18 protein-coding genes are annotated in these 21,262 nt (G+C 65.5%); 15 read left to right on the forward strand and 3 right to left on the reverse strand.

The genetic code is table 11. The features are described from left to right. Nucleotides 1–79 precede the first annotated feature (79 nt). Nucleotides 80–3,511, forward strand: a complete 3,432-nt coding sequence (locus AB4118_RS20555) for a tetratricopeptide repeat protein (RefSeq protein WP_441491491.1) — start codon at nucleotides 80–82, stop codon at nucleotides 3,509–3,511. Between the two features lie 3 nt (nucleotides 3,512–3,514). Here the strand turns inward: AB4118_RS20555 and fliP are convergent, their stop codons facing one another. Both fliP and AB4118_RS20565 read right to left on the reverse strand, forming a co-directional pair. Then, nucleotides 3,515–4,216, reverse strand: coding sequence for a flagellar type III secretion system pore protein FliP (gene fliP / locus AB4118_RS20560; protein WP_441491565.1), 702 nt, complete (start codon nucleotides 4,214–4,216; stop codon nucleotides 3,515–3,517). A 197-nt stretch (nucleotides 4,217–4,413) separates the two neighbouring features. Continuing rightward, nucleotides 4,414–5,724, reverse strand: coding sequence for a hypothetical protein (locus AB4118_RS20565; RefSeq protein ID WP_441491492.1), 1,311 nt, complete (start codon nucleotides 5,722–5,724; stop codon nucleotides 4,414–4,416). Nucleotides 5,725–5,982: 258 nt separating this feature from the next. Here AB4118_RS20565 and flgB point away from each other — a divergent pair, with 258 nt between their 5' ends. The 11 genes from flgB (at nucleotide 5,983) to AB4118_RS20620 (ending at nucleotide 17,204) form a co-directional block, all read left to right on the forward strand. Further along, complete coding sequence (gene flgB, locus AB4118_RS20570) at nucleotides 5,983–6,384, forward strand: flagellar basal body rod protein FlgB (RefSeq protein WP_441491493.1); 402 nt, start codon at nucleotides 5,983–5,985, stop codon at nucleotides 6,382–6,384. Between the two features lie 27 nt (nucleotides 6,385–6,411). Continuing rightward, complete coding sequence (gene flgC / locus AB4118_RS20575; RefSeq protein ID WP_441491494.1) at nucleotides 6,412–6,822, forward strand: flagellar basal body rod protein FlgC; 411 nt, start codon at nucleotides 6,412–6,414, stop codon at nucleotides 6,820–6,822. A gap of 29 nt (nucleotides 6,823–6,851) precedes the next feature. Next, entirely contained in the window at nucleotides 6,852–7,178 is a 327-nt protein-coding gene (gene fliE, locus AB4118_RS20580; RefSeq protein WP_441491495.1) for a flagellar hook-basal body complex protein FliE, read from the forward strand. A gap of 26 nt (nucleotides 7,179–7,204) precedes the next feature. Beyond that, nucleotides 7,205–7,471 carry a flagellar biosynthesis protein FliQ gene (gene fliQ / locus AB4118_RS20585; protein WP_069879968.1) on the forward strand — a complete coding sequence of 89 codons (267 nt, stop codon included), beginning with the start codon at nucleotides 7,205–7,207 and terminating at the stop codon, nucleotides 7,469–7,471. Nucleotides 7,472–7,545: 74 nt separating this feature from the next. Further along, nucleotides 7,546–8,304: a flagellar biosynthetic protein FliR gene (gene fliR / locus AB4118_RS20590; protein ID WP_069882615.1), complete on the forward strand. Its 759-nt coding sequence runs from the start codon at nucleotides 7,546–7,548 to the stop codon at nucleotides 8,302–8,304. A gap of 9 nt (nucleotides 8,305–8,313) precedes the next feature. Next, complete coding sequence (gene flhB / locus AB4118_RS20595; protein ID WP_441491496.1) at nucleotides 8,314–9,381, forward strand: flagellar biosynthesis protein FlhB; 1,068 nt, start codon at nucleotides 8,314–8,316, stop codon at nucleotides 9,379–9,381. A 75-nt stretch (nucleotides 9,382–9,456) separates the two neighbouring features. Further along, nucleotides 9,457–11,958 (forward strand): cell cycle histidine kinase CckA, encoded by a 2,502-nt coding sequence (gene cckA / locus AB4118_RS20600; RefSeq protein ID WP_441491497.1) that lies wholly within the window; start codon nucleotides 9,457–9,459, stop codon nucleotides 11,956–11,958. A 57-nt stretch (nucleotides 11,959–12,015) separates the two neighbouring features. After that, nucleotides 12,016–12,495 (forward strand): hypothetical protein, encoded by a 480-nt coding sequence (locus AB4118_RS20605; protein WP_441491498.1) that lies wholly within the window; start codon nucleotides 12,016–12,018, stop codon nucleotides 12,493–12,495. 166 nt (nucleotides 12,496–12,661) lie between these two features. Beyond that, on the forward strand, nucleotides 12,662–13,708 hold the full coding sequence (recA, locus tag AB4118_RS20610; protein ID WP_113514031.1) for a recombinase RecA: 1,047 nt from the start codon (nucleotides 12,662–12,664) through the stop codon (nucleotides 13,706–13,708). A 181-nt stretch (nucleotides 13,709–13,889) separates the two neighbouring features. After that, on the forward strand, nucleotides 13,890–16,532 hold the full coding sequence (gene alaS, locus AB4118_RS20615) for an alanine--tRNA ligase (RefSeq protein ID WP_441491499.1): 2,643 nt from the start codon (nucleotides 13,890–13,892) through the stop codon (nucleotides 16,530–16,532). A gap of 27 nt (nucleotides 16,533–16,559) precedes the next feature. Next, nucleotides 16,560–17,204, forward strand: coding sequence for a hypothetical protein (locus AB4118_RS20620; RefSeq protein ID WP_441491500.1), 645 nt, complete (start codon nucleotides 16,560–16,562; stop codon nucleotides 17,202–17,204). Nucleotides 17,205–17,527: 323 nt separating this feature from the next. Here AB4118_RS20620 and AB4118_RS20625 read toward each other — a convergent pair whose 3' ends face one another. Beyond that, a complete protein-coding gene (locus AB4118_RS20625; protein ID WP_441491501.1) occupies nucleotides 17,528–18,742 on the reverse strand; it encodes an NADP-dependent isocitrate dehydrogenase in 1,215 nt (404 codons plus the stop codon). Between the two features lie 221 nt (nucleotides 18,743–18,963). Here AB4118_RS20625 and AB4118_RS20630 point away from each other — a divergent pair, with 221 nt between their 5' ends. The 3 genes from AB4118_RS20630 (at nucleotide 18,964) to AB4118_RS20640 (ending at nucleotide 21,240) form a co-directional block, all read left to right on the forward strand. Next, a complete protein-coding gene (locus AB4118_RS20630) occupies nucleotides 18,964–19,803 on the forward strand; it encodes a hypothetical protein (protein WP_441491502.1) in 840 nt (279 codons plus the stop codon). A gap of 62 nt (nucleotides 19,804–19,865) precedes the next feature. Beyond that, on the forward strand, nucleotides 19,866–20,588 hold the full coding sequence (locus tag AB4118_RS20635) for an SDR family NAD(P)-dependent oxidoreductase (protein WP_441491503.1): 723 nt from the start codon (nucleotides 19,866–19,868) through the stop codon (nucleotides 20,586–20,588). 106 nt (nucleotides 20,589–20,694) lie between these two features. Next, nucleotides 20,695–21,240: a 2,4'-dihydroxyacetophenone dioxygenase family protein gene (locus AB4118_RS20640; protein WP_441491504.1), complete on the forward strand. Its 546-nt coding sequence runs from the start codon at nucleotides 20,695–20,697 to the stop codon at nucleotides 21,238–21,240. Nucleotides 21,241–21,262 lie beyond the last annotated feature (22 nt).

The raw sequence follows: 21,262 nt of genomic DNA on the forward strand, positions 1-21,262 counted from the left end.
GCCTTACCGTCGATAGCGCTCGGGCTGCCGTCTTGCGGTCGTGCCGGGCACTGGTGTCGCGTTGCGTGAGTGTACCGGTTTGCGTTTCCCGCGTTCTCTTGCCTTTGGTGTCGGACTGGCCGCGCTTGGCGTTGCCGCCAGCCTGTCCATGCCCGCGCTTGGGGCAACGGCGACCTTGCAGGGTGCCGCCATGCCGCCCGGCTTCGGGCGACTGTCGCTGACGTTCGACGAGCCGATGCCAGTGCGCGTCAGGGTCGCCAATGGCGTTCTGGTCGTTGCCTTCGGCGGCCCCGTCAAGATCGACGTCAACAAGATCGCCAAGCAACTCCCGGACTATGTCTCGATCGCGCGGATCGACCCTGATGGCCGCGGCATGCGCTTTGCTCTCGCTCGCCCCTACAAGGCGAACCTGATCGAGGCCGGCGACAAGGCCTTCATCGACCTGCTGCCGGAGACCTGGAAGGGCGTGATGCCCGGCCCTCCGCCCGAGGTCATCGCCGCCCTGGCCGAGCGCGTCCGGTTGGCGGAGGCCCGCGCTCGCGAGATCGACCGCCGCCCACCACCTGCGCCCAAGCCTCTCCTGCTGACCAGCGCCAAGCTGCCGACACTCGAGCGCCTGATCTTCCAGGCGCCCTCCGACACCAAGCTGGCGCATGAGCTTGTCGACGGCACGCTCAGGCTCACCTTCGACCAATCACTCACGGTGGAGCCCTCCGCGATCCGGTCGGCCCTGCCAGAACGGGTCGGGCTCGTCTCGACCGAGACCGGTGCGGAGAATACCCAGCTCGACCTTTCCCTGCCCAAGGACTGGCAGGCCCGCAGCTTCCGCGACGACGACCGCCTCGTCGTCGATCTGCTGCCGCCGGCCAAGGCCGGCGTGCTCAGCCTGACCGGCTTCCAGGCGAGTGCCGCCGATCAGCCGGACAAGCCACCCGCCCCTGCTGTCAAGCCGGCAGCTGCAAGCGAGGCACCGGCACCACAGCAAGCTGCTCCAGTCGCCAAGCCAGCCGCGGAACCTGCCGCGCCGGCCATCGACCCGACGCCTCAGCTCGTGAAGATCCAGTCATCGGCTGGTCCGGATGGCAGCCGCATCGATTTCCGCTTCCCGCGTCCGACCGGGGCTGCGGCCTTCGTCGATGCCGGCCTGGTGACTCTCGTCTTCGACACCCGCGACACGATCGACCCCGCGAGCTTTCGGCAGATGCTTCCGGAACTGATCGAGGAAACCGTTGTCACGCGCGAAGGCAAGGCCACGCTGGTCCGGCTGCGCCTGTCCAACCAGCAGCTGGTGCGCTTCAACGATGACGGCACCGGCTGGACGCTCGGCTTCGGTGAGCAGGCGGGCAAGCCGACGAACCCTGTCGCCCCTGCACGCACGGTCGATGAGCACGGCCAGACGATCCTCGCCATTCCCCTGCCCGGCATGACCGGCGTGCACTGGATAGAGGGCGGGACCGCGGGCATGCCCATGGCCATCGCAACCGCGCTGGGACCAACGCGGGCGGTGACCAAGCCCTATCGCTTCGTCGAGTTCGGGTTGATGCAGACCGCCCATGGCCTCGCCATCATGCCGCGCTCCGACGACATCGTCGTCCGCGCCGGCACCGAGCAAGCGCTGATCGGGCGCGCCGGCGGCCTGACCGTCACCCTCGATCTTCCGCAGAGCGAGGAAGACAAGACGAAGACGCCGGTCGCGGCGCCCCCGCCCCTGCTGAGCCCGGAGCTCTGGGCGAAGCTGCGCGTTGCAGCCGTCCGTGAACGTGCGCGTGAGCTGCTGCGCGATGTCGCCGACGCCTCGCGCAGCCGCAAATCCGAAGCACGGCTGGCTCTTGCCCGCTTCTATGCCGCAAACGGGTTGATGCCGGAGGCCGCGGGGCCTCTCCAGGCGATGCTGGCCGACGATGCCGCCATGCGCGGCAATCGCGAGGCTCTGTTCCTGAAGGGTGTGATCGCGGCGAAGATGCACCGTAACCCTGAGGCTCTCGCTTCCTTCGAGGCCGGCCCGCTCAAGGAAGATGCCGAGGCGGGGCTCTGGCGCGCATTGATCGAACAGCGGCTCGGGCGCCAGGCCCAGGCGCTTGCCGGTTTCCGGCGCGCCGAGGCGACGCTCGACGGCTACCCGGATGATCTGCAGGTGCAGTTCCGCCCGGCGATGGCGCGCGCAGCCATGGCCATGCAGGATATGACGACCGCCGAGCGCCAGATCGAGCGGCTCTCGGAATTGCCGCGCGATCTTGTGGACAAGGAGGAGCTCGCACTCCTTCGCGCCATGCTCAATGATGTCAGCGGTCGCCCAGAGGCCGCGCTGAACGGCTACAAGCCGCTATTCGAGGCCGCCAGCAGGCCAGTCGCAGCGGAGGCGCAACTGCGTGCCATCCGGCTGGTGCAGACCGAGAAACGCCAGGACATTTCGCCTGATGAGGCGACCCGCAGGCTCGAGACGGTGTCGATCATCTGGCGCGGCGGCGAGATCGAGATCGAGGCTTTGTCCGAGCTCGGCCGACTCTATACCGCGCAGCACCGTTGGCGTGACGCCTTCCAGATCGCGCGCCGCGCCAACAACAACTACCCCGACAATCCGCTGACGCGCCGCCTTCACGATGAAACGGCCCAGCGCTTCGCCGAGATCTTCAGCAATCGCGACGCAGCGCAGGAACAATTGCCGCGCATCGAAGCGCTGGCCCTGTTCTACGACTTCAAGGAATTCCTGCCGATCGGCCGGCGCGGCGACGAAATCGCCCGCCTTCTCGCCGACCGGCTGGTGGAACTCGACCTGCTCGACCAGGCGAGCGAGATTCTGCGCTATCAGATGCAGGCCCGCCTGACCGGCGCCGCGCGGTCGACGATGGCTGCACGCCTTGCGATGATCGCGCTGATGAACGGCAAGCCAGCCGAAGCGCTGCAGGCGATCTCCTCGACGCGGCTGATCGAACTGCCGGGAGACGTCAAGCGGGCGCGGCTCCTGCTCGAGGCGAAGGCCCTCTCCGATCTCTCGCGCACCGACCAGGCGCTCGAGATGCTCGAAATCGAGCGCGGTCCGGAAGTCGACCGGCTGCGCTCGGATATTTACTGGACGGGCCGCCGCTGGCGCGACGCTGGCGAAGCGCATGAACGCATTTTGGGCGAAAGCTGGCGCGGTAACGCGCCGCTGAACGAGCGTGAGCGCGCCGACGTGATGCGCGCCGCCGTCTCCTATGTGATGTCGAACGAGGCTCTGTCGCTCGACCGGCTGCGCACGAAATTCGCCGCCAAGATGGCCGAGAGCACGGATGCTCGCACCTTCGCCTTCGCGACCGGGGCCAACCGTGCCAATGCCGCCGATATACGCGAGATGGCGCGCGCCGTTTCCGGTGCCGACAACCTGTCGGAGTTCATGAGGGCCTATCGCGAGCGCTATCCGGCCTATTCAAGCGCTGTGCGCAGCCGGCCCAAAGCCGAGCCCGAACAGGCAGCACCACCCAGCTCGACCGGCGCCGAGGCGAGCCCGGGCGCAGCGCCAGGCCGCGGTTGACCGCTACGTTCCGTAACTCTTGATCAGCGATCCCGTGACGAGGCCCCAGCCGTCCACCAGGACGAAGAAGATCAGCTTGAACGGCAGCGCGACCGTCACCGGCGGCAACATCATCATGCCGACGGACATCAGGATCGAGGCCACGACGAGATCGATGATCAGGAATGGCACGAACAGCAGGAAGCCGATTTCAAACGCCCGGCGCAGCTCCGAGATCATGAATGCCGGCACGAGAATCTGGATCTGGATATCTTCCGGCTGCGTCGGGCGGGGCTCCCGCGACATCTCGATGAACAGCATCAGGTCCTTCTCGCGGACATGCTTCAGCATGAACGCCTTGAAGGGCACGACGCCGCGATTATAGGCCTCCTGGGGCTGGATCTGCCCCGCAACCAGCGGCTCGACCGAGACGCGATAGGCCTCTCGCAATGTCGGCGCCATCACGAAGCCGGTCAGGAAAAGCGCCAGCCCGACGATCACGGCGTTGGGCGGCGCGGTCTGCGTGCCGATGGCCGAGCGCAGCAGGGACAGCACGACCGCGATCCGCGTGAACGACGTCACCATGATCAGGATAGACGGCGCCAGGGAGAGCACCGTGATGACGGCGATGAGTTGCAGCGCCCGTTCGGCGACGCCCCCACCCTGCCCGAGATCAAGCGAAAGCGTTTGCGCCCGAGCCGGCTCGCAGAGCGCAAACGCGACCATCGCGCCGGCACAAGCGACGCGGCAACCGCGACGCCATCTCGCATCCGTCAGGGTCAGGATCACGCAAAGCCGCCATCAAAGCCCGACTCAACCGATCGGGCGAGACGACGCTAGGGCGCCCATGTCCGCCAGGGCAACCAAGCCGGCGGCATCAGGATCGTCGCAGCCCGACAATCCTGTTGATCACGCCCGTCCGGTCAGGACTTCGACTTCGGATCACGCCCGAGCAGTCGCGCGAACTCGGCTTCGATCGCATCGACCGAGAACGGATCGATCTGAATGGGCTTCTCCTCCGCCTTCGATTCGGCCTTCGGCTCTTCGGCGGCGGGAACAGAGGACGGCTCAGGCTTTGGCTCGGCCTCGGTCTCTGACTCGGCGATCTCTGCCTCGGCCTCCGTATCGGCCTCGTCCTCACTGACCTCCAGAGCGTCGTCCTCGTCCTTTGCCGAAAGCCTCTCCCCAAGCTCCGCCGGTGTCGGTTCGGGATGCATGACCGGTGCAGGCTCAGGCAGCTTGGCGGCTTCGGGAGGCTCGCGGAAGGGAGCGGGCTTCGGTTCGACGGCGGGCACCGGTGGCGTCACCACGTCCGAGGGCTTGGGCTTCAGGCCCAGGGCCATTTCGAGTTCGGCAGCGACATCCGGCGGCACGCCGACGGGCCGCCCGAAGACCGGCGGAGGGGCAGTCGGAACCGGAGCGAGAACCGGCGCGGCTGCTGCGGGCTTCGGCTCTTCAGGCTTGACCGGCGCAGGCGGCGTCACCGGCAGAACGACGTCCGGAACCGGGATCGCCGGCGCCTGGGACGACCGGACAGCCGAGTGCGGACGCTTCAGCGCCTCCTCGAGCTGACGGGCCATATCGTCAAGCTCATCGGAACTCACGCTTGGCGCGGGAGCCTGATTGCGCCCGAAATTCGGAGCCTGTGAGGCCACAATCGCAGCTCCTGCCGCGAGGCCGGCCATGCCAGCCGCTGCAGCGCCTGCCGGTGCCACAGCCGGTTCGACGCGCGAAACTGGCCCAGGGGTACGATGCGGCAGCGGCGGCAGGCTATCCGGCTGCGGGGCGGCCGGCTGCGGCGGCGGAGAGGCGCGACGCGTTTCCTCCTGCAGATCGGCGCGAAGAGCCTCGAAACCGAGCGCCGGGTCGATCGCCAGAGGGCGTTCAAAGACCGGGGCCTCGGCCTGCGCCGGTACCGCAATCCGTCCGCTGCTGCTGCCGCGCACGATATTGGTCTCGACCACCACGTCGGACGCGCCGCCGATCATCACCAGATGCTCGACATTGTCGCGGCGGATCAGCACGAGCTGGCGCTGCCGGTCGAGGTCATGGATATCGACCACCCCGAGGCGCGGTTGCCGGGCGCGGCCACCGCCCTGCCCTCCTATCCTGAGTCGCCCGCCGGTGATGCGTCGCAGCAGGAAGGCGAAGAGCGCCACCAGAATCAGGACGATAGCGAATGCAATGATCCAGCGGAGGCCGGTCGAGAGTTCGAAGCCAAACAACGTCTGCAAGGTTTGCCTCATGTGCGACGGCGACAGCCCTTGGCGGACCGCAATTCCACCCAAGGTTCAACACGTTGGCTATAGCATAACGCCCGCAATTTCGGGAAACAGGGTTAGCACTTGGTTAATTTGGTTCACCGGATTCGTGAATCTTAACGCGAAATTAACCAAGCACCCGGCAATATTTTCCCAGTGGATCGACTGTCAGGACGGAATCGCTCCGCGGCTCCGATCACGGCCATCCCCTGAGAAAACGGGACAAACTCCATGTCTGGCAATGCCTTAGGCGCTGGCGGCAACCTGATGCAGGCGTTGAAGACGCGTATGCACTGGCACCAGTCCCGGCAAAAAGTGCTGTCCGAGAATGTCGCCAACGCCGACAGCCCCGGATTCCGCCCGATGGATCTCAAGGCGCCGGCCATCGGCACGGCTTCGTCCGGCGTCTCCCTGGCCCAGACCTCTGCCGGCCATATGGGCCCCTCCGGACAGCGCAATGGATTCGATACCGCCAAGGCACCCCGCTTCGAGGTCACTCCCAACGGCAACGGCGTAAATCTCGAGGACGAGATGATGAAGGTGGCCCAGAACCAGTCCGACTATCAGCTCGCCGCTTCGCTCTACAGCAAGGGCCTCGGACTGATGAAGATCGCGATCGGTAAGGGCCGCTAAGGCAGCGGACGCAGGAGCAGCAGCCTCATGGATCTTCTCAAGAGCATCGCGGTGGCGACATCGGGCCTGCGCAGCCAGTCCGGCCGCATGCGGGTCATCGCCGAGAACCTGGCCAACGCCGATTCGGGACCGGATCGCGCCGGCGTCGATCCCTACCGCCGCAAGATTCCGACGTTCCAGCGGCGGGTCGACCGTGAGCTCGAAGCCCAGGTCGTCGATCTCGGCCGCGTCCAGCGTGACCAAAGCGCCTTCCGGACGAAATTCGAGCCCGGCAACCCCGCAGCCGACGCCACCGGCAATGTCAGCATGCCGAACGTGAACTCGCTGGTCGAGACCATGGACATGCGCGAGGCACAGCGCAGCTACGAGGCCAATCTCAACCTGATCTCCTCCACGCGCCGGATGATCCAGCGCACCATCGACATCCTGCGCGTCTGATCGGCGCCAGCGGAACGGAACCTCACACGATGGCCACATCCAGCTTCGCCGCCGGCGCTTACGCCTCGACGCAGGGTCTCGGCGCCAGCAACCTGATGCGCAAGCCGCTCGGAGCGGCCGCCGGTGCCAGCGCGGGCATGCCGGATTTCTCCTCGCTGATCGGTAAGGCGCTGGAAGCAACCGCCGATGCCGGCCGCAAGAGCGACATCCAGACCGCAAGCGTGGCCGCCGGCCGCTCCGATATCGTCGATGTCGTCACGGCCGTCGCGGAAAGCGAGGCCGCGATCGAAACGCTGGTTGCGGTTCGCGACCGCGTGATTGCAGCGTATGAGGAAATCATGCGGATGCCGGTCTGATTCCCGGCTCGATCAGGACGCAAACCATGACCTCAGGCGCCATCCTCGACGTCGCGCGCGACGGCATCGTCGTCTTCCTCAAGGCCGGCGGCCCGCTGATGATGGTCGCGCTTGGGGTCGGCCTCGCCGTCTCGCTCGTCCAGGCCTTGACGCAGATTCAGGAGCAGACCCTGATCTTCGTCCCCAAGATCGTTGCGGTCTTTGCCGCCATGATGCTGTTTCTGCCGTTCATGGGCGATGCGCTTGCAGGCTATATGGGGCGGGTCGCCGTCCGAATCGCCACGGGCGAATGAACCTTACGCTGCCGCGACCGGCTCTGGGGCTGCCGCAGTGGCGTCCCGAGTGGCGCAGGGGCCCAGCCGGCACGATGCAGATCGCGATCCTGCCCGAGATCGGCGCGCTCTTCGTGCTCGTCTTCGCGCGTGTCGGCACCCTCGTGATGCTGATGCCCGGCATCGGCGAACGCTTCATCTTCTCACGCGCGCGTCTGTCGCTGGCCTTCTTCATCGCATTGATGATCGTCCCCATGGCGCGCACGATCATCACCCCGCCCGGCGACATGCCTGCGCTGGTCGGCCTTCTCATCAGCGAACTCCTGATCGGACTGACCATCGGGCTCAGCGTGCGCCTTGTGATGGCCTGCCTGCAGAGCGCCGGCGCGATCGTGGCCCAGACCATGGGCCTGGGTTTCGCGATGACGGTCGATCCGACCGGAGGCATGCAGAACCCGTCGATCGGCAACTTTCTGACGATGCTCGGCATCACGCTGATCCTGGTCACCGACCTCCATCACGTCGCCATCGCGGCGATTCATGAAAGCTATCGGCTCCTGCCGCCTGGCGGCTTTCCGGATGTCGGAGACATGATGACCCTGGCGATCCGTGCGGCGACGCAGGGCTTCGCCCTCGCCGTTCAGATTTCCGCGCCCTTCATCGTCTTCGGTCTGCTCTTCAATCTCGGGCTCGGCGTGCTGGCGCGGATGATGCCGCAGCTTCAGGTCTTCTTCCTCGCCGTGCCGGCCTCGATCCTCGGCGGCATGCTCGTGCTGCTCGCCGTCGTCGGCGTGATGATGGGCGTCTTCCTCGAGGATCTCGGCAACTTCCTTCGCCAGTTCACCGGCAACTGAGGAGCGGCGATGTCAGAGGACGCCGACAACGAGGACAGGACAGAAGACCCGACCCAGCGAAAGCTGGACCAGGCGATCGAGAAGGGCGACATCGCCCGCTCGCAGGAGATCGGCACCTTCTTCGTCCTTTGCGGTTTCACGCTGGCGCTGCTGGTCGGAGCCGGCTGGTCGGCGAGCAGTGCGGCGCTTTCCCTGCGCTCCTTCCTGATGAACGCGCATCAGGTGCCTTCCAGCGGCGAGGCCTTCTTCAACGTCACCAAGCAGGGCGTGATGACGGGCTTCATGGCGCTCGGCCTGCCCTTCGCCTTCATCCTCTGCGCCGGGCTTGCCGGTGCGCTGATCCAGCACAAGCCGCTCTGGACCTTCGAGCCGCTGATGCCGAAATTCAGCCGGATCTCGCTGATGGCTGGGGCCAAGCGGATCTTTGGCAAGGAGGCCTGGGTCAATTTCGCCAAGGGCCTCGCCAAGATCCTGCTGATCGGCACCGCCGTCGGCCTGACGCTCTGGAAGGAGCACGACCGGCTCGAGAGCTTCGCGCAGATGAGTGTCGCCGCGATGCTGCCGGCGACGCTGTCGCTGACGATCAAGCTGATGGCGAGCGTGCTCGCGCTCTTTGCAGTGATCGCGATCGGCGACTTCGTCTATCAGCGCTTCAGCTGGTACCAGCGTCAGCGCATGACCAAGCAGGAGCTCAAGGAGGAGTTCAAGAACTCCGAAGGTAATCCCGAGGTCAAGGCGAAGCTGCGGCAGATCCGCGCGCAGCGGGTCAGGAAACGCATGATGGCCGCGGTGCCCAAGGCGACCGTGATCATCACCAACCCGACCCACTTCGCCGTCGCGCTGCAATACGAGCAGGGCATGGGCGCCCCGCTCTGCCTCGCCAAGGGCGTCGACGCGCTTGCCCTGAAGATCCGCGAGGTCGCGGGGGAGCATCGCGTACCGATCGTCGAGAACCCGCCGCTGGCCCGCGCGCTCTATGCGACGGTCGATATCGACGAAGAAATTCCTGTCGAACACTATCAGGCCGTCGCCGAAGTCATCGGTTACGTCTTGCGCCTGAAGGGTAGGCGCGCCTAACTCGCAATCTGCGCGACCTGCGCGCTAAGCCCCTCGCTGGCGGCGAGGAGGCGTGAAACGGGACGGACCAGCCGCATGAGCGGAACCACGGCGACAACCGCGATCGATCGCTCCGACAAGCCAGGCCGTATCGGCCTGATCCTGCTTGTCGCCGGCTTGCTCGTCGGAGCCGCGATCGCGCTCGGCTTCATCGCCAATGAATGGGCGCAGCCGCTGATCCTGGGCCTGCTGGCCCTGCTTTCAGTGATCGGTGTCTTCGGCCTCTTTGCCTTTTCCATTGGCCTTGTTCAATTTTCGGGCCGCGCAGCGCGCAATGACCTGACCAAGGCCATCGTCGACAGTGCCGATGACGGCGTCGTCGTCACCGAGGGCGAGAACCGCATCGTCTACGCCAACGAAACCTATCTGGCGCTCGCCGGAGCCCGCGGAGCCAGCGACATCAAGCCGGTCGAACGCCTGTTTACCGGTCGCCCGGAGGTGTCGGAAGCGATCTACCGTTTGGCGACCGCCGCGCGCGAAGGCCGCCGGCTGGCGGAGGAAGTCCGGCTCGAGCCCGCCCTCAACGGTCGCGACACGGTCGGTTGGTATCGAATCCGGGTTTCTCCCGTGCGCCGCGAGGGCAAGGCCGCCATGCTCTGGAGCGTCTCGGACGTAACGCCCGAGCGTGAGCGTCAGGAGAACGCCTTCCAGGAACTCCAGCACGCGATCGACTATCTCGATCATGCGCCGGCCGGCTTCCTCTCGATCGACGCCGATGGCGAGGTGCCCTATCTCAATGCCACGCTCTCGGGCTGGCTCGACTACGACCTCGCCCGCTTCGGCTCGGGCGGACTGCATCTCGACGACATCGCAACCTCGAACGCGGCTGCCCTGATCCAGGCCATTCGCGGGCAGCCCGGCGATGTCCGCGTCGAGGTCCTCGATGTCGATCTGCGCCGGCGCAATGGCACGACCCTGCCGGTCAGGCTGCATCATCAGGTTGCCTTCGGCAGCGACAGCCGCGCTGGCCCCTCACGCACGCTCGTGCTCAATCGGACGACCGGCGAAGCCGGGTCCGACGGGCGCAGCGATGCCGAAGTGCGCTTTGCCCGCTTCTTCCACTCGACGCCGATGGCGATCGCGACCGTCGACCGCAACGGCGCGATCCTGCGCTCCAACGCCGCCTTCACCCGGCTGACGCAGCAGGGCCGCCAGCCCGCGACGATCCAGGATCTCGTCGCGCCGGGCAGCCTCGACGAGGCGCTCGCAGCGACCATGGCCGGCAGCAGCGACATCGCCCCGCTCGATGCCAATCTCTCGGGCGAGGACGGACGTTCGGCCAAACTCTATCTCTCTCCGGTCGCAGCGACCGAGGACAGCGATGGTGAGCGCGCCATCGTCTATGCGCTGGAGACCACCTCCGAGCGCAAGCTCAAGGACAATATCGACCAGGCCCAGAAGATGCAGGCTGTCGGCCAGCTCGCCGGCGGCATCGCGCACGATTTCAACAACGTGCTCCAGGTCATCATCAACGCGTCCGAGTTCCTGCTCGCCAGCCACAAGCCGACCGACCCGTCCTTCCCGGACATCATGCAGATCAAGCAGAACGCCTACCGGGCGGCCTCGCTGGTCCGGCAGTTGCTCGCCTTCTCGCGCCGCCAGACGCTGCGCCCGCAGGTGCTCGAGCTCGGCGATGTGCTCTCCGATCTCTCGCTGATGCTGAAGCGCGTCGTCGCCGACAAGGTCTCGCTCGACATTCGCCAGGGCCGCGACCTCTGGTCGGTCAAGGCCGATCTCGGTCAGCTCGAACAGGTCATCGTCAATCTCGCGGTCAATGCGCGCGATGCCATGCAGGACGGCGGCAAGCTGCAGGTCCGCACGCGCAACGTCGCAGCGGAGGAATGCGCCGGGTTCGGCCATCAGGCCCTGCCCACCGCGGACTATGTCATGCTCGAAGTCGAAGACAGCGGCACCGGCATCCCGGCCGAACATCTCGACAAGATCTTCGAGCCCTTCTTCACCACCAAGGAGGTCGGCAAGGGCACGGGCCTCGGCCTTTCCATGGTCTATGGCATCGTCAAACAGACCGGTGGCTTCGTCTTCGTCGATTCGACCCTCGGCAAGGGCACGACCTTCCGCATCTTCCTGCCGCGTCACGTGCCGACGGAAGAGGAGATCGCCGCCGACAACGCCGCCAAGGAAGCGCCCAAGAAGGTCGCAGCCGATCATACCGGCGCCGGCGTCATCCTGCTGGTCGAAGACGAGGACGCGGTGCGTGCGCTCAATGCCCGCATGCTGATCTCGCGCGGCTATACCGTGCACGAAGCGGCCTCGGGCGTGGAGGCGCTCGATATCTTCCTCAAGCATGACGGCAAGATCGACCTCGTCGTCTCCGACGTGGTCATGCCCGAGATGGACGGCCCGACCCTGCTTGGCGAGCTACGTCAGCGCAACCCGGCCACCAAGGTCGTCTTCGTCTCCGGCTACGCGGAGGAGGCCTTCCGCAAGAACCTGCCGGAAGGCGAGCAGTTCCACTTCCTGCCCAAGCCTTTCACGATGAAGCAGCTGGTCGAGACAGTGAAGGCCGCGATGAGCTGAGGCGCGAGGCCGCGCAGGTAGCGAGGCGCGGCGTCCACGAACGATGCGGGCAGCGCGATGTCGGACGGGAACTCACGCAGATACCTGATCCTGCTTCTCGCCCAGACCCTGTGTGCGATCGTCGTGCTCGCCAATGTGCGGGGCATTTTCCTCCTGCTGATCGACAATATCGGAACGATCATGACTGCCACTCGCGGCAGCGCGTTGCAGACCGCGCTCGCGGTCCTGATCGGCCAGGCCTGCTACTGGTGGCGCCTGCGTCATGTGACCATCCCCGCCACCTATGGCGGCCTGGTGATCGGCCACTTCGTCTCCTTCGCAGCCCGGATCGGCTTCATCTTCGGCGGCGCTCTGTTCTCGCTCTATTATCTCCGGCACGTCCCGGAGCTCGATCTTGGCTATCTCGATCTGAGCTGGCGCGGGGCGCTCCTCATCGCCGTCATCTTCGCGCTCTACTGCTACACCCTGGAGCTGGAGCGGCTCGGCAACGCGATGCAGATCCGGGCCATGCAAGCGAAGGGCGACAGCCGGGCTTGAACAGCTCTGCAGGGAGGCGATGAATGAGAACAAAAAAAGAACTTGAAGACAGGAACAAACCGTGACCATATTTGCTCACGGCGCACATTGAGAAGTGATCGCGCCCCTGCCATAAGGAGCGCACGTTGTGAATCAGGCAAATCTCCGGCTCGTGGAAGGCTCTTCGATGGACAAGGCTAAGGCGCTCGATGCGGCGCTCTCGCAGATCGAACGGGCTTTCGGCAAGGGCTCGATCATGCGCCTGGGCAAGAACCAGCAGGCGATCGAGATCGAGACCATCTCGACCGGCTCGCTCGGGCTCGATATCGCGCTCGGCGTCGGCGGGCTCCCCAGGGGCCGCGTCATCGAGATCTACGGACCTGAATCCTCCGGCAAGACCACGCTTGCGCTCCACACTATTGCCGAAGCCCAGAAGAAGGGCGGCGTTTGCGCCTTCGTCGATGCCGAGCACGCGCTCGATCCGGTCTATGCCCGCAAGCTCGGCGTCAATCTCGACGACCTCCTGATCTCGCAGCCCGATACCGGCGAGCAGGCGCTCGAGATCACCGACACCCTGGTTCGCTCCGGCGCCATCGACGTGCTGGTGGTCGACTCCGTTGCGGCCCTTACGCCCCGCGCCGAGATCGAAGGCGAGATGGGCGATGTTCAGCCCGGCCTCCAGGCGCGCCTGATGAGCCAGGCCTTGCGCAAGCTCACCGCGTCGATCTCGCGTTCGAACTGCATGGTCATCTTCATCAACCAGATCCGCATGAAGATCGGCGTGATGTATGGCTCGCCCGAGACCACGACCGGCGGCAATGCCCTGAAATTCTACGCCTCCGTGCGCCTCGACATTCGCCGCGTCTCGACGCTGAAGGAGCGCGACGAGGCCACCGGCAACCAGGTCCGCGTCAAGGTCGTCAAGAACAAGGTGGCGCCGCCCTTCAAGCAGGTCGAGTTCGACATCATGTTCGGCGAGGGCATCTCGAAGGTCGGTGAGCTGATCGACCTCGGCGTCAAGGCCGGGATGGTCGAGAAGGCCGGAGCCTGGTTCTCCTTCGACAGCCAGCGCCTCGGCCAGGGCCGCGAGAACGCCAAATCCTTCCTCAAGGCCAATCCGGACGTCGCGGCGCGCATCGAGGCCACGATCCGGCAGAATTCAGGCCTCGTTGCCGATCGCATCCTCGATGAGGCGACACCTACCGACGATGATCTCGACGAGGGCGACGCCTGAGCCTCATCTCCGCGTCGGCGGCAGGGTATTTTCGTCGGGCGGCCTTTCGGGGCCGCCCGTTTCTTTTATGCGCCAAGGCCTTGTCACGGGAATTCTGGACAGGTGCAAAGCCGCTGACTAGAACCGATCCCAACCAGCAGGCCCGCCCGGCCACCCATCCTGAAGCAGAGTTCGAATTGCGATGAGCGGCGTCAACGAAATCAGGTCCACCTTCCTCGATTATTTCAAGTCGAACGGCCATGAGGTGGTGCCGTCGAGCCCGCTCGTGCCACGCAACGACCCGACGCTGATGTTCGCAAATTCAGGCATGGTGCAATTCAAGAACGTCTTCACCGGACAGGAAAAGCGCTCCTACCAGCGCGCCACGTCGGCGCAGAAATGCGTGCGCGCCGGCGGCAAGCACAATGACCTCGACAATGTCGGCTACACCGCGCGCCACCACACCTTCTTCGAGATGCTGGGGAACTTCTCCTTCGGCGACTACTTCAAGGAACAGGCGATCACCCACGCCTGGACGCTGGTCACGCGCGAATTCGGCCTGCCCAAGGAAAAGCTGACCGTCACGGTCTATTCCGAGGATGACGAGGCGCACGCGCTCTGGAAGAAGATCGCCGGACTTTCGGATTCGAAGATCATCCGGATTCCGACCTCGGACAATTTCTGGCGCATGGGCGACACCGGCCCCTGCGGCCCGTGCTCCGAGATCTTCTACGACCATGGCGACCATATCCCCGGCGGCCCTCCCGGCTCGCCCGATGAGGACGGCGACCGCTTCATCGAGATCTGGAACCTCGTGTTCATGCAGTATGAGGAGGCCGCCGGCGGCATCCGCACCAATCTGCCGCGGCCCTCGATCGACACCGGCATGGGGCTGGAACGTGTCGCCGCCGTGCTTCAGGGCACGCATGACAATTACGAGATCGACCTCTTCGCGACCCTGATCCGCGCCATCGCGGACATGACATCGGTCTCGTCCGACGGGCCAATGAAGGCGAGCCATCGTGTCATCGCCGACCACCTGCGCTGCTCTGCCTTCCTGATCGCCGACGGTGTTCTGCCCTCGAACGAAGGCCGCGGCTATGTCCTGCGCCGCATCATGCGTCGCGGCATGCGCCATGCCCAGTTGCTCGGCGCCAAGGAGCCGTTGCTTCACCGGCTCGTGCCAGTCCTAACCCGCGAGATGGGCCAGGCCTATCCCGAACTGCTGCGTGCAGAGGCCCTGATCACCGAGACCTTGAAGCTCGAGGAGACCCGTTTCCGCACCACGCTGGCGCGCGGCCTCTCGATCCTCGACGATGCTGCCAAGGATCTCGGCGCGGGCCAGAAGCTGAAGGGCGATGTCGCCTTCACGCTCTACGATACCTATGGCTTCCCGCTCGACCTGACCCAGGATGCACTCCGCGCTCGCGATATCGGCGTCGATCTCGACGGGTTCGACGCGGCGATGCAGCAACAGAAGGCGAAGGCGCGCGCCGCGTGGTCCGGCACCGGCGAGGCTGCGACGGAAAAGCTCTGGTTCCCGCTGCGCGACCGCGTCGGCGCCACCGAGTTCCTCGGCTACGACACCGAGACGGCCGAGGGGGTTGTCACCGGACTGATCCGCGACAACGCGGAAGTCGAGAGCCTGAAGGCCGGCGAGACCGGTTTCGTCGTGTTCAACCAGACCCCGTTCTATGGCGAGTCCGGCGGCCAGGTTGGCGATACCGGCACGATCACCGGGGCGGGCTTCGCCGCACAGGTTTCGGATGTGCAGAAGAAGCTCGGCGTCATCTTCGCCCACGCGGTCAAGGTCACTTCGGGCGAAATCAAGCTCGGCACACCGGCTGAGCTTACAGTCGATCATGCGCGCCGGAGCACGATTCGCGCCAACCACTCCGCGACCCACCTGCTGCATGAGGCGCTCCGGCTCGTCCTTGGCGATCATGTCGCCCAGAAGGGCTCGCTGGTCTCGCCTGAGCGGCTCCGTTTCGATTTCTCGCACCCCAAGCCGATCTCCGAGGCTGAGCTGGCTCAGGTCGAGGATATCGCCAACGCAGCCGTGCTGCGGAACGAGCCGGTGGCGACCCATCTGATGAGCGTTGACGAAGCCATCGCTTCGGGTGCCCGCGCCTTGTTCGGTGAAAAATACGGCGATGAGGTCCGTGTCGTCTCGATGGGGACGACCGAGGCGGGCAAGGCCTTCTCGGTCGAGCTCTGCGGTGGCACCCATGTTTCGCGCACCGGCGATATCGGCATCGTCAGCATCGCCGGCGAAAGCGCGGTGGCAGCTGGCGTGCGCCGTCTCGAGGCGGTGACCGGCACGGAAGCCCGGCGTCAGCTCAACACCGATTCGAGGCGTCTGCGCGACCTCGCCAGCTTGCTAAAGGTCCCCGCGGCCGAAGCCGAGGCACGCCTCGCCGCCCTGGTCGAGGAGCGCCGCAAACTGGACCGCGAACTCACCGAGGCGCGCAAGAAGCTCGCCATGGGCGGCGGCGGCAGCGCCGAGGATCCGGTCCTCGAGATCTCCGGGGCCAAGCTCCTGGCCCGCGCCGTCACCGGCGTCGAGATGAAGGATCTGAAGAGCCTCGCCGACGAAGCCAAGTCCCGCGTCGGCTCGGGCGTCGTCGCCATTGTCGGCGTCGCGGAAGACGGCAAGGCCGGCGTGGTCGTCGGTGTTACCGAGGATCTGACCTCGCGCTTCGACGCGGTGGCGCTGGTGCGCGCCGCTTCCGAGCAGCTCGGCGGCAAGGGTGGTGGCGGGCGCCGCGACATGGCCCAGGCCGGTGGCCCGGACGGCTCCAAAGCGCAGGCTGCGCTCGACGCCGTCGCAGCCGCGATGAGCTGACCGGGTTCGGACGACGGAGAAGACGGGGTGCAATATCGTCTCGCCGCCACCATTGCTCTTGCCCTGGTGGCAGCGAGCGCCTCAGGCTTTGCCCAGCAGGTGCGCCCCCGCCCCGCCGCACCGGCCCAGCCCGTCCAGCCAACCCTGTCGGCCTCGCGTAGCGCGATGGCCGGCTCCATGTTGACGGTGTTCGCCAGCAAGGCGCCGGCACAATCACAGCTCGCCATCGCGCGCCCCGGCGATCCTGCTGAAGCGGCCATCGTCTCGGTCATTCTCGGCGCCGTGTCCGCAACCGCGATCACGACGCCGGGCGAGCCCGGCAGCTATGAACTCCGCCTCGTTCGCCCGGATTCCGGCAAGCCCGAGATCCTGGCCAGGCAGCCCCTGGCAACCACGTCCCCTTCGGCGACCTTGTCGGCGCCGGACCGCGCCAAGGCCAAGACAAGCATCCCGGTTCGCGGGATCGGTCCCAATGGCGAGCGCGATCGCGTCGTCATCACGGCACCCGATGCAGCCGTGGACGCGACAGGCCCCTCCTTCTTTCCGGCAGAGAACGTCGAAGCGCTGCTGGAAGCACCGGACAAGCCGGGCAGCTATGAACTTCGCTATGTCATGAACGCACCGCTGAGCGGCCAGCGTATCCTCGCTCGCCGCCCCCTTACGATCGAGTAGCGATCATCCCGGCCGCGTGCCCAGGCATCGCGATCGGCGTTCTCAAGGCGAGCGATAGCGCGGAGCTCTCCGAACGAGACGGCTCCGCAGTGAGTTTGCTGGTCATCCCGCAGAGCCCGCCCAACCGAGCGACCAGGTTCCCTTCGTCGAGGACGGATGTCGGCCGCAGCACGTGCGGATCACCCCGCTGACGTTACGCCAGCGGCTGACCTGGTCTGCACGGCACGACACGCTGTGTCGTCGCATGCACCTTGGCCTCGACAGCAAAAAGCGCCCGGATCGGGATCCGGGCGCTTCAAGTCATTCACTCAGGATCGCAGAGATCAGGCAGACATCGCCTTGCGCATGTTCTCGCTGACCTTCTCAAGGAAGCCGGTGGTCGAGAGGAACTTCTGGTCGGGACCGACCAGCAGCGCCAGATCCTTGGTCATGTCGCCAGCCTCGACAGTGTCGACCGTGACCTTCTCGAGCAGCGTCGCAAACTTCGCGAGTTCGGCATTGTTGTCGAGCTTGGCGCGGTGGCTGAGGCCACGCGTCCAGGCAAAGATCGAGGCGATCGAGTTGGTCGAGGTCTCCCTGCCCTTCTGATGCTCGCGATAATGGCGCGTCACCGTGCCGTGCGCGGCTTCAGCCTCGACGGTCTTGCCATCCGGCGTCATCAGCACCGAGGTCATCAGGCCGAGCGAACCAAAACCCTGGGCCACGGTGTCGGACTGCACGTCGCCATCGTAGTTCTTGCAGGCCCAGACATAGCCGCCCGACCACTTCATCGCCGAAGCGACCATGTCGTCGATCAGACGGTGCTCATAGGTGATTCCGAGCTTGTCGAATTCGGCCTTGAACTCGGCCTGGTAGATCTCCTCGAAGATATCCTTGAAGCGGCCGTCATAGGTCTTGAGGATGGTGTTCTTGGTCGAGAGATAGACCGGGTACTTGCGGATCAGGCCGTAGTTCAGCGAAGCGCGTGCGAAATCCCTGATCGAATCGTCGAGATTGTACATCGCCATGGCGACGCCGGCGTCCGGAGCCTTGAAGACCTCCTTCTCGATCACGGCGCCATCATCTCCGACGAACTTGATCGAGAGCGTGCCCTTGCCGGGGAACTTGAAATCGGTGGCGCGGTACTGGTCGCCATAGGCGTGGCGGCCGATGACGATCGGCTGTGTCCAGCCCGGCACGAGGCGCGGCACGTTCTTGCAGATGATCGGCTCGCGGAAGATCACGCCGCCGAGAATGTTGCGGATCGTGCCATTCGGCGACTTCCACATCTGCTTGAGATTGAACTCCTTCACCCGGCCCTCGTCCGGGGTGATGGTGGCGCACTTCACCGCGACGCCATGCTTCTTGGTGGCGTTGGCGGCATCGATCGTGACCTGGTCATTGGTCGCGTCGCGGTTCTCGACGGACAGGTCGTAATAATCCAGCTCGAGGTCGAGATAGGGGAAGATCAGCGTGTCCTTGATCTTCTGCCAGATGATGCGGGTCATCTCGTCGCCGTCCATGTCGACGACGGGATTGGCGACCTTGATCTTGCTCATGTGATTTCGACCCCTGCTGCTGGCCAGTCTGGAACGTTTCCGGGCTGCAGCCATAGCTCCGCAGCCCGCCCGCGCGCTTCCTAGCGGGTTACGTGCCACTGGGGAAGCACGGCTTTTGGCCGAGTTGCCCAAGCCTCATGCCGCACTGCCTTCATGCTGCACTGCCGCAAAAACTGCACCTTCCCGTTCTAACTTCGATTTGAGATCGCCGCCGAGGAAGAATGCCGACTTTGTATCACCATCGCTGCAGTATTCGTGCTGGCCGGTCCATCGGGGCTCGGGCCGGCATCGTTGCCCTCCTGCTCGTCGCGGGCTGGGCGGCGAAGGCCAATGACGACGGTGCCTACAGCCCGCGCTTCCCCATTCCCAAACCTATCCTCACCCACGAAGAGCCTGAGGACGCGGTCGAACCACAAGCTCAAGAGGCGCAGGACGATCTGGACGCCGTGCCGTTCGATCCGGCTCTGAGCGCGCGCGCAAACTGGCCCGCCCCGCCAAAAGCCAACCGGCAGTTGCCTAGGGAAATCCCGCTCAGCGTCATTCGCCAGGGCTTTTCGACACGTGGCCCGACAGAGTCTGCGCCCGAACGGAGCGTCGGCCTCCAGCTCGGCGCCGACACGTTCTCGATCTCGACCAAGCTGATCGCACCGCCCGGGCACGAGCAGGTCGGCGACGCACGCATCGACTGGAAATTGGCCCGGCCTGTCGCCAACAAGGGGCCCGGCTTCATCTGGACGATCTCGACGGGAGGCGGCAGCAGCACGGCGGGAAAACCCGAGCAGAACGCCAGTCTGCTGGTCGGGTTCCGCCACCAGCTCTTTCAGTACCTGACCATGAGCTCGCAGCTCTCCATGGCCGGCAGCTACGTCTTCGCTCCCGACGGTGGCCCGCACTCGACGCTTGTGCCGGAGGTCAAGTTGAGCGCCGATCTCGCAGCTCTGGCGAATCTCTCCTGGGAGGCCTCGCTCGATCTGGCGCTGGCACGTCAGATGCCGCTAGTCGCGAGCCAGTACGAGACGCGCGGCACCGCCCTGCTGCGCCTGAAATACAGCCTCGAATGAAGGGGCCCCGCTCTGCCTTTGCCGGCCTTCCGTGATCGCGCCGGTCGCTCTAGCCTTGGGGCATGACAGATACTCCCCCTCCGAAATTCGCTCTCGTAACCGGCGGTACACGCGGCATCGGTGCAGGCGCTGCGCTTGCGCTCGCCCAGGCGGGCTACGAGGTCATTGCCACCGGCCTCACCGATGAGGAGGTCGTGGCGTCCCCGCCTCACCCCGCGATCCGTCACGCCAGGCTCGATGTGACCAGGGATGATCAGGTCGCGGCCATCGTCGCGCTCTGCCCCCGTATCGATGCGCTGGTGAACTGCGCCGGGATGATCCAGCGCGGCGGCAAGGAATTCGAGATCGAAGCCTTTCGCCTGACGATCGAGGTCAACCTCACGGGCTCGATGCGGATGTGCGTGGCGGCCAAGGACAAGCTCGCCGCCAATGGCGGGGCGATCGTCAACATCGCCTCCATGCTGACCTTCCACGGCTCGCCCCTCGCCCCGGGCTACGCCGCATCGAAGGGCGGCATTGGCCAGCTCACCAAGTCGCTCGCGGCCGCCTGGGCACCCGAAGGCATCCGCGTCAACGCCGTCGCTCCCGGCTGGATCGCGACCGAGTTGACCAGGCCCCTGGTCGAGGATGCTGCCCGTTCGGCGCCGATCCTGGCGCGTACACCACAGGGTCGCTGGGGCGAACCCAGCGATGTCGGCGGCGTCATCGCTTTCCTGCTCTCGGATGCGGCCAGGTTCGTGACAGGTGCCATCCTGCCCGTCGATGGCGGGTATCTCGCCGTCTGACGCCATCTGCATCAACACCAAAAACGCCAAACACGGCAACGGCATGCAACCGCTTCCGGAATCACTCCGGCAACGACTTGAATCAAGATCTCAGGCAGGAAACGCCATGACCAACCCGAACCCCATGCCAGTCGAGGCGAGCGCCGAGGACCGTTGGACGCCCTATCGCCACCCTCAGCCGAAGGATTCCCCACCCGAACTGATCGTGCCCAATGTCATTCCAACCGACGAGCGGGTCTGGGTGCCGGTCGATGACAATGTCTGGTTCCGTCCGCTGCTCTTCTGCGTGACGCGTGGTTATTGGATGAACCTCCTGAAGGTACGCCGCGCCGGCGTGCTCTCGCGCCACCGCCACCCCCTGCCCGTGCACGGCTATGTCCTCAAGGGAAAGTGGCGCTACCTGGAGCACGATTGGGTGGCGACCGAGGGGTCCTATGTTTACGAGGCGCCGGGCGAGACCCATACGCTCGTCGTCGACCCTGACGTCGAAGAGATGATCACCATGTTCCAGGTCAATGGCGCGATGATCTATGTCGATCCCGACGGCAAGTGCCTGGGCTATGACGACGTCTTCACCCGCCTCGACAAATGCCGCGCGCATTACGCGGGCAACGGGCTCGGAGCGGATTACGCGGACCAGTTCATTCGCTGACGACCAGTTTCCGTGCCGGATC

The sequence above is a fragment of the Allobosea sp. 2RAB26 genome (genome assembly GCF_052115465.1).
In the GTDB taxonomy this organism is placed as follows: domain Bacteria; phylum Pseudomonadota; class Alphaproteobacteria; order Rhizobiales; family Beijerinckiaceae; genus Allobosea.